This is a genomic window from Marisediminitalea alba (assembly GCF_002993365.1).
GTDB lineage: Bacteria > Pseudomonadota > Gammaproteobacteria > Enterobacterales > Alteromonadaceae > Alteromonas > Alteromonas alba.
Genome location: NZ_PVNP01000134.1, coordinates 1 through 11,715, shown reverse-complemented (window position 1 = coordinate 11,715; position 11,715 = coordinate 1). Strand labels below are relative to the sequence as shown.

The 11,715-nt window shown below is 44.0% G+C and carries 8 protein-coding genes and 1 pseudogene; 8 read left to right on the top strand and 1 reads right to left on the bottom strand.

Features of this window, described 5'->3' with window-relative positions; translation table 11 throughout:
• The 8 genes and pseudogenes from C6Y40_RS12475 to C6Y40_RS12435 form a co-directional block, all read left to right on the top strand.
• Positions 1-352, top strand: a pseudogene (locus tag C6Y40_RS12475) (IS4 family transposase); the annotation flags it as partial.
• A 351-nt stretch (positions 353-703) separates the two neighbouring features.
• Positions 704-4,225, top strand: coding sequence for a type I restriction-modification system endonuclease (gene hsdR / locus C6Y40_RS12470; RefSeq protein ID WP_105934864.1), 3,522 nt, complete (start codon positions 704-706; stop codon positions 4,223-4,225).
• Between the two features lie 117 nt (positions 4,226-4,342).
• Positions 4,343-5,422, top strand: a complete 1,080-nt coding sequence (locus C6Y40_RS12465; RefSeq protein WP_105934863.1) for a Fic family protein — start codon at positions 4,343-4,345, stop codon at positions 5,420-5,422.
• Between the two features lie 28 nt (positions 5,423-5,450).
• Positions 5,451-7,058 carry a class I SAM-dependent DNA methyltransferase gene (locus C6Y40_RS12460; RefSeq protein WP_105934862.1) on the top strand — a complete coding sequence of 536 codons (1,608 nt, stop codon included), beginning with the start codon at positions 5,451-5,453 and terminating at the stop codon, positions 7,056-7,058.
• Complete coding sequence (locus C6Y40_RS12455; RefSeq protein ID WP_105934861.1) at positions 7,058-8,413, top strand: restriction endonuclease subunit S; 1,356 nt, start codon at positions 7,058-7,060, stop codon at positions 8,411-8,413. Before C6Y40_RS12460 ends, C6Y40_RS12455 begins: the two co-directional genes overlap by 1 nt.
• Positions 8,403-9,704 (top strand): AAA family ATPase, encoded by a 1,302-nt coding sequence (locus C6Y40_RS12450; RefSeq protein WP_105934860.1) that lies wholly within the window; start codon positions 8,403-8,405, stop codon positions 9,702-9,704. Before C6Y40_RS12455 ends, C6Y40_RS12450 begins: the two co-directional genes overlap by 11 nt.
• A complete protein-coding gene (locus C6Y40_RS12445; protein ID WP_105934859.1) occupies positions 9,701-10,468 on the top strand; it encodes a retron system putative HNH endonuclease in 768 nt (255 codons plus the stop codon). Before C6Y40_RS12450 ends, C6Y40_RS12445 begins: the two co-directional genes overlap by 4 nt.
• Before the next feature lie 274 nt (positions 10,469-10,742).
• On the top strand, positions 10,743-11,162 hold the full coding sequence (locus C6Y40_RS12435; RefSeq protein ID WP_146129564.1) for a GNAT family N-acetyltransferase: 420 nt from the start codon (positions 10,743-10,745) through the stop codon (positions 11,160-11,162).
• Between the two features lie 33 nt (positions 11,163-11,195).
• Here C6Y40_RS12435 and C6Y40_RS12430 read toward each other — a convergent pair.
• Positions 11,196-11,715, bottom strand: a 520-nt coding sequence (locus C6Y40_RS12430; RefSeq protein WP_146129523.1) for an integrase core domain-containing protein, incomplete at its 5' end; no start/stop codon positions are given.

The following is an 11,715-nucleotide window of genomic DNA, read 5'->3' as shown; positions in this document are numbered from 1 at the left end:
TTATCGCCAGCGCATGCAAATAGAAGAAGGCTTTCGGGATATGAAAAGCACGCGCTTTGGTCTGGGGTATGAAAATAATCGCAGCACAACCAAGACACGCATTACTGTTCTGGTCTTGCTTACCACACTGGCTTCGTTAGTGGCTGTACTGTTGGGCATGCTATTAGTTGTCAGTAACAAGCATCGACGCTTTCAGGCAAATACCGAAACAAAATCCGTACTATCCTTTCACTTTCTTGGCTTGAGAGCTTTTAACACCTCAATGCGATTTACCCTGCATCAGTGGAAAAAGACGATCCGCTGGCTTGATGAACTCACCGCTGAAGCTTGCATGAGCAAGATTACATGCTAAATTCGTGGGGATCCCTCAGTATTAGATGAGTTTATTTTTTATACAACCTGAGCAATAACATTCGAGTGGTTGTTTGTCCCGGAAAAGACGTACTCAGAATTTTTTCATTACTCTCAAAGTGTTTATAGAATCTTAAATTTTTCCCAATCAATTGTGTTGATTCGTTCAATTAAACATAGTTAGATTAGTTAGTTGTGTTAATCTTTAGTATAGTTTTAATATTGTTCAGATCGGCCAAAAAGTAGTTTAAATGGTTGGTTTGGCAGAAATTGATGATTCAAGTCTGATTTTTTATTTGAAAGGCTAATTTCATTGAAAGTCAGATAGCAGGTGAAATGGAGTTTCGTAATCATGGCATCCTCTATCCAGCAAGGCAACTTCGGGTTTCTACAAGAGCATGACTCGCTTTTTGTGGAAATCGCCTTCTCTGCTGAAAGAGCGTTCTCAAGCGATCCCAATACAACGTTAATGAAACTTAGGCAACTGGGTGAAGCACTGGCACAGCACATTGCAGCATTGGTTGGAATTGAGTTTGACGATAAGACATCCCAGGCTGATTTGATCTATAAGATAAACCGGGAGCTAAAACTAGAGCCGGTAGTCAGGGAGTTATTCCATACCCTCAGAATGGAAGGCAATAAAGCAACCCATACTTTCAGAACTCAACACAAAGAAGCCATAAATGGTTTGGTGGTTGCCCGCAAATTGGCCATATGGTTTCACCAGTCTTTTGGCCGGAGTGGGGTTCAATTTAAACCTGGTCCTTTTATTCCACCTGCCGACCCCAGCGAACAGTTACGTCAGTTACAAACTGAAATTGCGAAGCTAAAAAGTGATTTAGAACAAGCCAATGTTGACCTAGATTCGAGCAATCAGCTTCATGATCTCGTAGCCAAAGAAAAAGCAGAATATGAAGCGTTGGCACTGGCAATGGACGAAGAATCTCGTTCTCTGGCGAAACAAGCGTCTGAACATGAAGAGGCATTACTAGCGCAACGTAAAGATTACGAAGCAAAGATAAAGGCACTTCAGGATCAGTTAGCGGCGGCTGATGAGAAAACGCAAACTACTCAACGCAGCCAGATAAACAAAAATACACAAGCGGCAACGCAACACATTGTATTGGATGAAGCGTTAACCCGCATTTTAATTGATCAGCAATTAGTAGAAGCGGGTTGGACTGCCGATAGCGAAGCGCTTATCTATAAAAGCGGGGCTCGACCAGAAAAAGGCAAGAATATTGCTGTCGCTGAATGGCCTACCGAGCATAACGGTGAAAAAGGTAGAGCAGACTATGTGCTTTTTTCAGGTTTAACGCCCATGGCAGTGGTTGAAGCAAAGAAAGAAAACGCCAACATAGCAGGAAAAATTTCGCAGGCAGAACGTTACAGTAAAGGTTTTAGTATCTCACCTCCAATGCAAAGTGCATGGGAATTAGCAGGAATGACAATCGCGTGGCCTGATGAGCATGATGGCCATTATAAAATCCCCTTTGTTTATTCCTGCAATGGTCGCCCTTACGTTCCCCAACTGGCTGAACAATCTGGAACCTGGTTTCGGGATGTTCGCGACCAAGCAAATACTAAACGTGCACTGCCAAAGTTTCATACGCCTGAAGGCTTGATCGACAAACTCAAACGCAGTAAAGAAGAGGCTGAGAAAAAGTTAAAAGCCGAGCCCTTTGGCTATTTAAAAGTGCGTGACTATCAGCAAAAAGCCATTATTGCGGTGGAAAATTCGTTAGCGAAAGAAGTACGCACTGCACTGTTAGCTATGGCTACCGGTACAGGTAAAACGCGCACCATCATCGGTTTGATGTACCGGTTTTTAAAGGCAGAGCGATTTAAGCGTATTTTATTCCTGGTAGATCGCACCGCACTGGGTCAGCAAGCTATCGACGCCTTTAATGAGGCACCATTAGAACAAAATCATACCTTATCTAAAATCTATAATGTTGCAGAACTGGGAGATATGGCAGCTGAGGCTGAAACGCGCGTGCAGGTAGCAACTGTACAGGCCATGGTGAAACGCATCTTTATGAGCGATAACCCGCCTCCGTTAGACCAGTTTGATTGCATTATTATTGATGAAGCCCACCGAGGGTATACGCTCGACCAGGAAATGACCGAAGGCGAACTCGCTACACGGGATGCAAGTCAGTATCTTTCTAGTTACCGCCGGGTGCTAGATTATTTTGATGCCGTTAAAATTGGCTTAACCGCAACGCCAGCAAAACACACCAGCGAAATTTTCGGTAAACCCGTTTATACCTATTCATACCGGGAAGCGGTAGCGGATGATTGGCTGATAGATCACGAACCTCCTATCCGATATGAGACCTTGCTTACACAAAATGGAATTAAATTTGCCAAGGGAGACAAAGTCAACGCGATTAATACTCAAACTGGTGAAGTACAGAGTGCAGAGCTGGACGATGAACTGAACTTTGAAGTGGATGCTTTTAACCGCAAAGTGATCAACGAAAGCTTTAACAAAGTGATTTGTCAGCAACTGGTTCAGGAACTTGATCCCTTTGGCGATGAGAAAACCATGATCTTCTGTGCTACAGACCTGCATGCTGATATGGTGAAACGGTTATTAGATGAAGCGTTTAAAGACCTTTATAACGGTGAATATAACCAAGCGGCAGTCGCTAAAATCACCGGGCAAAGCGACAAAGTAGAGCAGCTCATTCGCCAGTATAAAAACGAACGCTATCCAAATATTGCTATTACTGTTGATCTGCTGACTACCGGTATCGATGTCCCTAAAATTTGTAATCTTGTGTTTATGCGCAGGGTTAAGTCTCGGGTTTTGTATGAGCAGATGATCGGCCGCGCCACACGCCGCTGTGATGACATTGGTAAAACAGTATTTAGAATTTACGACCCGGTGGATATTTATGCCGCGTTGGCCGACGTTAATACCATGAAACCGTTGGTTAAAGATCCCAACATTACGTTGGAGCAATTGGTAGACGAAATCACTAACCCGGAACAATTGGAACGCGCATTAAATGCTCCTGGTGAAGCGCCCGAGCAGAGCCATGCTGATGTTGTGCTAAGTCAACTCAGCCAAAAAGTGATGCGCGTATTGCGAAAAGCCGGTAAAAAAGCTGAAAGCAAACCAGCACTCAAGCAAAAACTGGATGAATTACACGGTTTATGGGGCGTTGAGCCCAAAAGCTTGCATAAACATTTACACGAGCTTGGGCCTAAGCAAGCCGCGGCTTTTATTACAACACATAGCGGTTTGATAAATCAGCTAGCAGAAGTGAATGAGTTACTCGGTAGTGAACGCCAACCAGTAATTTCGGAACATCATGATGAGATAAGAGAACGCACCCAAAGCTATGGCGTACATCAAAAGCCTGAAGATTACCTCGACAGCTTTAACCAGTTTATAAAAGAGCAGCTTAACCAAAGTGCAGCCCTTGCTGTAGTGGTAAATAAACCCCGGGATCTGACTCGCGATCAACTAAAAGAAATTAAGCTAATGCTTGATGGTGCAGGATACTCCGAAGCAAAACTACAAAGTGCGGTGCGTAACCAAACTAACCAGGATATTGCAGCAAGCATCATTGGCCATATTCGCCGAGCAGCATTCGGCGAGCCATTGGTGCCCTTTGAACAACGGGTTGCACAGGCAATGCTGCGAATATATGAAAGTCATAATTGGTTACCCGCGCAGCGCAAATGGCTTGAACGCCTGGCAAAACAACTGGTTCACGAAGTCATTATTGACAAAGAATTTGTAAACAGCCGATTTGCAGAGCAGGGCGGAGCAAAGCAGCTGGATAAGGTACTGGGTAACCAGCTGGATAAGGTACTGGATGAATTGGGTGATGCGATTTGGCCTCCCCAAAGTGCATAAATCTTATATGTATAAATAAACAGAAAAACTATACATGTTAGTCAGCACATGTATAATTTTTTATAAAATCTATATATATACAGAACTACATGTATAAATAAGGACATAATATTAATCATGCCTGCATCTATCCCATTGTTACCACTTGATAATATAGAGCAGTGGGAAACCCGCGCAGTACTCAAAAAGGTGGCTGAAGCTCACCGATATCTGGCCGAATTAAAGGGTATTGCCGCCAGTATTCCCAATGAAGCAATACTAATCAATACGCTGGCCTTGCAGGAAGCCAAAGACAGCTCGGAAGTGGAAAACATTGTAACCACGCATGATGAGCTTTATAAAGCCAACTTATTTGAAGAAGCCATTAGCAGCCCGGCAACCAAAGAAGTGCAGGATTACGCCGTAGCATTAAAGCAGGGCTTTCAAACAGCACGGCAAAGTAAACTCATTCGCCTAAGTGACATTCTTGCCATCCAGCAAAACCTGGAGCACAACAACGCAGGTTTACGCAAACTACCCGGCACGGATTTAAAAAATGCCCGTACGGGTGAAGTGGTGTATACCCCGCCACAACATGCCGACGAAATAACCGCGCTAATGGATAATCTGGTGCAGTTTATTAATAACGATGAATTATGCGATGCAGATCCGCTGGTTAAAATGGCCATCATCCATCATCAGTTTGAAAGTATTCATCCATTCTACGACGGCAATGGTCGCACAGGGCGGATCCTGAATATTTTGTACCTGGTGATAAAAGACTTGCTTAACCTGCCGGTACTGTATTTAAGCCGTTTTATCATTCAGCACAAAGCAGATTACTATAATAATTTGCAAGCCGTGCGCGACACTGGAAACTGGGAACCCTGGATAGCCTTTATGCTTGATGGCGTTATCGACACAGCACAAAACACTATCTCACTCATTACCGAAATGAAAAGCCTGATGGCAGAAGTTAAGCACGGGATTCGTGAGCAACTGCCCAAAATTTATAGCCAGGATTTACTCAACAACCTGTTTCATCACCCCTATACCAAAATCGACTTTATCATCGAAGAGCTAGGGGTAACGCGAATAACTGCCACTAAATATTTAGAGCAATTAGTAGAACACGGCTTTTTAACCAAACAAAAAATCGGCCGCGCCAACTACTACATTAACGAACCGCTGTGCAAAGTACTAATAGCACACGGCTAAGAACCAAATAATCCATTAAGAGACAAACATGACCAACAACGACATCGTTCAAAAACTCTGGAACCTTTGCGACGTACTGCGGGACGACGGCATTAATTATTCAGATTACGTAACCGAACTCGTACTTCTGTTATTTATTAAAATGGTGCATGAAAACACTGAAGCTGGTGTGTTAAAACGCCACCCTTTACCAGAAGGTTGCCGCTGGACGGATATTAACGAAAAGTCAGGTATCAACCTGCTAAATGATTACAAGCGAATTCTGTTAAGTCTTTCAACAGGTAAAGATTCAGACGGTAACATTGTACACGAAGATCCACTTATCAGTGCAATCTACGCCGATGCACAAACTCGACTACGCGAACCACGCCATCTTGAACAAATGATCAAAACCCTCGACCAGATTGATTGGTTTAGCGCTCAAAAAGACGGGCTCGGTGATTTGTACGAAGGGTTGTTGGAAAAGAATGCGTCGGAAACGAAATCCGGGGCAGGGCAGTACTTCACCCCACGCGCTTTAATCAACAGCATGGTTCGCTGCATAAGACCGCAAATTGGTGAAGTAATACAAGATCCAGCGGTAGGTACAGCAGGATTCTTAGTCGCCGCAGACCAATATATGCGTGATCAAACAGACAACTATCTCGATCTTTCTGCCAAAGAAGCTGATTTCCAGAAAAACAAAGCTTTCGTTGGCGTGGAATTAGTACCAAACACCCGACGCTTAGCATTAATGAATTGTTTACTGCACGGAATGGAAGGTGATGAAGATGGCGTAGTGCATCTAGGTAACGCTTTGGGTGATGCTGGGAAGGATTTAAAGCAAGCAGACATTATTTTAGCAAATCCGCCTTTCGGCACCAGTAAAGGTGGTGAAGCATCCAATACTAGAGACGATCTCACCTACAAAACAACCAATAAGCAACTGGCATTTTTACAGCATATTTATCGCAACTTAAAGCCTGGTGGCCGGGCGGCTGTAGTACTGCCGGACAACGTATTGTTTGAAGCGGGTGTAGGTATCGATGTTCGCCGTGACTTAATGAATAAGTGCAACCTACATACTATTTTACGCCTGCCAACGGGTATTTTTTACGCTCAAGGCGTAAAAACTAATGTGCTGTTTTTTACTAAAGGCTCAGCAAAAAACAAACACCAGGAGGAAAATTGCACGGAAAATGTGTGGGTATACGACCTGCGTACCAATATGCCTAGCTTTGGTAAGCGCACACCCTTTGGTAAAGCTGATATTGGATTTGCACAAGAAGAGTTCGGAAAAGATCCGCATTTAGGTGCTTTTGAACAAGTTTTTGGCGAATCTTCGGATGGCACGAGTAAACGCACAGAAGGTGAGTACAGCTTTGATGCTCAGGAAATTGAAGTCGACAAAGAAGTCGTTGAGGAAAACCAGGGGATTGATGACCGCCTGGCGCACTCCCGATGGCGTAGCTTTAGTCGTAAGTGGATACGTGAAACAAAAGGCGATTCTTTAGATATTTCATGGCTAAAAGATAAAAACAGTGTGGATGCGGCAGATTTACCTGAGCCGGATACTCTGGCAATGGAAGCCCGAGCAGAGCTGAAGGCCGCATTAAGTGAGTTGGATGCTTTGTTGGCAGCGTTGGAGGCAAGTTGATGAGTAGTGACCATTTGCCCGAAGGATGGACTGTTGCAAAAATCTCAGATATTACGATAAAAGGTGAGCAGCGAAAGCCGTCCTCGGAAGAAACCTTTACCTATGTGGATATAGGAAGTATTGATAGAGATCGCAAGTGTATATCATCTCCGCAATATTTAGCCGGAAATAATGCCCCAAGTCGAGCGAGAAAAGTAATCAAAACTGGCGATGTGTTAGTATCTTTGACGAGGCCGAATCTAAATGCTGTCGCGCTTGTGCCCGATGAGCTAGATAACCAGATAGCTTCTACAGGGTTTGAAGTTGTTAAACCGTTATCGGTTGATAGCCGCTTTGTTTTTGCATTGACGAAGTCTAAAGACTTTATTGATTCAATAAGTGGAGTTGTGCAAGGGGCGTTATATCCAGCAGCAAAGTCTTCAGATGTACAGGCTTATACCTTCCAACTACCGGCATTGGCAGAACAAAAAGTCATCGCCGACAAGCTCGACACACTGCTGGCCCAGGTGGAAACCACCAAAGCCCGCCTTGAACTCATCCCCGAAATCCTAAAAAATTTCCGCCAGTCCGTCCTCGCCGACGCCGTTAGCGGGAAGTTGAACGCTGGTGATTATCAACAAGCTCCAGTTTACAAAGCGTTAGGGGATGTTGGCGTAGAGGTAAAGACAGGTCCTTTTGGTAGTGCTTTGCATAAAAGTGAATACATAAGTGGTGGGATACCAGTTATAAATCCGATGCACATTTCTAATGGTACAATAGTAGCCTCTCAACAAATGACAATACCGAAAGCGAAGTACGATGAATTAGAAGCGTGGCACCTGAAAATAGGTGACGTGGTTGTTGGTCGCCGGGGCGAAATGGGGAGAGCAGCTGTAGTTAATTATAAAGGGGAAATGTTGTGCGGGACAGGTTCTATGATATTGCGGACGCCAAAGAATTCGTTACCAAAATATCTGGAAATTATTTTGCGCTCACCACTAGCAGTTGAATACTTTACCTCGAACTCTGTTGGTTCAACAATGGTCAATTTGAACCAAAAAATAATAAAAAGCCTACAAGTTCATTTCCCTTCACAAGAAGAACAAACCGAAATCGTGCGCCGGGTGGAAAAGCTCTTTGCTTATGCCGACAAAGTGGAAGCACAAGTTAAAACCGCCCAAGCGCGAGTGAACCAGCTCACCCAATCCATCCTTGCCAAAGCCTTTCGCGGTGAACTTACTGCCAATTGGCGTGCGGCTAACCCCGAGCTGATTAGTGGGGAGAATAGCGCCGAGGCGTTGCTGGTGATAATTAAAAACGAACGTGCTAAGTTAAGCCAAACAAAAAAAGGCCGGGGTAAGTCTGTTGAAAATTAAAACTCTGCATTTACAGCATTTTCGCCGCTTTACTGATTTTCGCTTGCCGTTACATGAACAGTTAACGGTTTTAGTTGCGCGCAATGGTGCCGGTAAAACGTCGGTACTTGATGGTATTGCTACATTACTTGGCGCGTTTTTGACCCGCTTGCCTAAAGTGAATGGTATTAACCCAAAAGACAATGATTTTCAGGTATTTGCCGATAGCAGCAAACCTGCGTTTATGCGTTTAACCGCCGAGAGTTTTGACGGGGTTAGCTGGGATAGAACAGAAAAGCGCGACAAGAGTAAAAAAACAGCGGCTCAGGTGCCAGCAGCGCTGGGCGTTAAGCAGTTAAATGATTACGTCGATGCCTTTATCGATGCCGAAAATGCCGGTTTGAACTACGAGTTACCCATATTTATTTACTATGGCACTGGCCGAGGGGTATTTGATGTACCACAGCGTAAGCGTGATTTTGCAAACGAGTTTCCGCGCTTTGATGCATTTAATGGCAGTTTAGAGAGTAAAACCAACTTCAAGAAATTTGTAGAGTATTTTTATTACCTTGAGGCGCAAGAAGGCAAACTGCAGAAAGAGCAACGCTCATTTGATGTTGAATTGCCTGAACTTAAAGCCATACGACGTGCAATCGACTTGATGATGCCAACCTTTAGCAACCCTGAAAGTGTTATGCCTGCAGGTATTCAGGTTGATTGGCTAGATGATGGCATAAAAAAGAAATTACGTATTGAGCAGCTAAGTGACGGTTTTCGCACAACCTTAGCGATGGTAATGGATATTGCCGCCAGAATGGCTGAAGCAAACCCTCAAAGTTTCGACCCCTTAGCAACTACAGGCATAGTGCTTATCGACGAAGTAGATTTGCACCTGCACCCCGGCTGGCAGCAGCATATTCTGCTCGATTTGCAGCGCACCTTCCCAAATATTCAGTTTATTGTTTCAACCCATAGTGCGCAGGTGATTTCGTCGGTCAAACCAGAGTGTTTACGGGTTATTGATTGGCAAGAAGATGCACCCAGCTTGTTGGAAATAGATTTTTCTGAAGGCGCAGAAGCACAGCAGGTGTTGTTAGATGTTTTAGGTGTACATAGTACCCGCGCTGAAAAATTACCGATTGTGCAGAGTTTGAAAAACTACCAACAGCTGGTTGAAGATGATCAGTGGGATAGCCCAGAAGCTGAAACATTAAGACAGCATCTGGATGAGTGGGGTGGAGAGTACGAGCCAGAATTAGCCCGCCTGGATATGGACATTAAAATAAAAGCCTGGGAACGCGAGCAAGTATGAAAAAAGTACTGAAAGGTGCTGAACCTGAGCTACTGGAAGCCTATCGTAATAGCAACAGCGCAAATACCTGGGTTCAATTTAAACGCGTTGCAGCCAGAAAAGAGGCGGTGTCTGCTCAGTTAAAGCATGACCAGGCTGGGTTGTGTGCTTATTGTGAAATTAAGCTGCTACCAAAAACGCATGAAGGTGAGGCGGACTTTAGGGTAGAGCACTTTCATCCAAAATCAGATACCACAATAGCGCATAACTGGCATTTGGACTGGCAGAATCTCCTTGGTTGTTGTCATGGCGGAAGTCAGAAAAACATAGTTGAAGAAGCTGATCGTTTTGGTAACGGTGACCACAGTTGTGATGTCCCAAAAGGCAACAAAGATCTGGGTGCTATTATTTTAAATCCTTTGCATTTGCCGGCATTTCCGGCGTTGTTCGCAGCGGAGCGTAGCACCTGTAAGCTCAAAGTTAATGTTCACAATTGCCAATCCGCGACAATTAGTGCAGCTAAAGCAGCAGCAACTATTTCTGAACTGCGGTTAGATTCAGCTCGGTTAAACCGTTTTAGAAAAACCTTACTTGATGAAATAAACCGGCAACTAACGCAATTAATCCAAACGGGTCTTTCAGTTGAAGCTGCGCGAACTAAGTTAGCGCGAATACTACTTAACAAAGATACTCAACAACATTGGCCTGCGTTTTTTACTTCGGTCAGAAGCTACCTTGGTTCTGAAGCTGAAGTGCATCTTCACAACATCGATTATGCAGGATAACGCTGCTTATTTAACTTTTAAGGATTGAAAGTGGCTAACAGCGTTACCCCTGGAAATGGACGAAATCGATGGTGACAAAGAGCTTGTTTGTTCCCTGGACAGAATCGATAGCAACGGTCTCTTGAGAACGATAACTTTCAAGTAGTTTGCAAGTTTGCCAACCGCTGGAAAGGTGATTCAGATAATGACGAGTTTATTAGGCTGATCAATATGTTGAGTAAAAGGTAGTTGGATTCCTAGGGCTAATTTCCAGGCAAGTATAGAAGATAATTATTTGAAACTACGCTACTACGAAGCTTTCTCAGTACCTGATTGCTTTTTTAGCATGATGTCTGAAGAGATGTTCGAATCATATAAATCGTTTTTTGAGTCCCATCTGAAGATTTTAAAAGACTTTGCCCCGAAAGAAAGTCTCAAGAGAGGAGGGGTCCACCATTTTGTCTTCGCATTGAACGATGGCGAAGATAAGATTCTTGGATTTAGATATTTTTTCTACAGCCTAGATATGTCCGAATGCGAACTCTTCTTTTTGTATGTGGATCCTAAAGAGCGCAAAAAAGGAGTAGCGTCGAGCTTGAGCGATCTCTCGATTAGCGTTGCAATCGGTCACGGTATAAGCAAATTTAAAGTTAAGATAGTTGCCCCGGAAGCTCAAGGTGAAGGGTTAATTTGTACTAGCTCAGACCTGATCTGACAGTTACCCAGATTTTCTGGTGTCGGCGTCAGGTTAGATTTGAGCTAAATTCTTTTCAGCCCAAACCCGTTTTCCATCAGTTAATGTTTCCATTGGCGTTCGGCCGCAGCACATTTTGCCCTGATGGGTCCGTTCATTGTTGTAATAATCCAGCCAGTCGTCCAGATCTTTCTGCAACATTTCCAGTGAATCATAGAGCTTTTTGCGGAACGTTACCTGATAGAACTCATTTAAGATGGTTTTGTGGAAGCGTTCACATATACCATTGGTTTGCGGATGCCTCGCTTTGGTCTTGGTGTGGTCGATGTCATTGATTGCCAGATACAACTGGTAATCGTGCTGTTCAACCTTGCCGCAATACTCAGTGCCTCGGTCAGTTAAAATCCGTAACATTGGCAGCTCCTGAGCCTCGAAGAACGGCAATACACGGTCATTTAATACATCTGCCGATGTGATTGGCGTTTTCGTTGTGTAGAGCTTAGCGAACGCTACTTTGCTGTACGTATCAACGAAGGTCTGCTGGTAAATTCGGCCTACGCCCTTTAAGTTACCT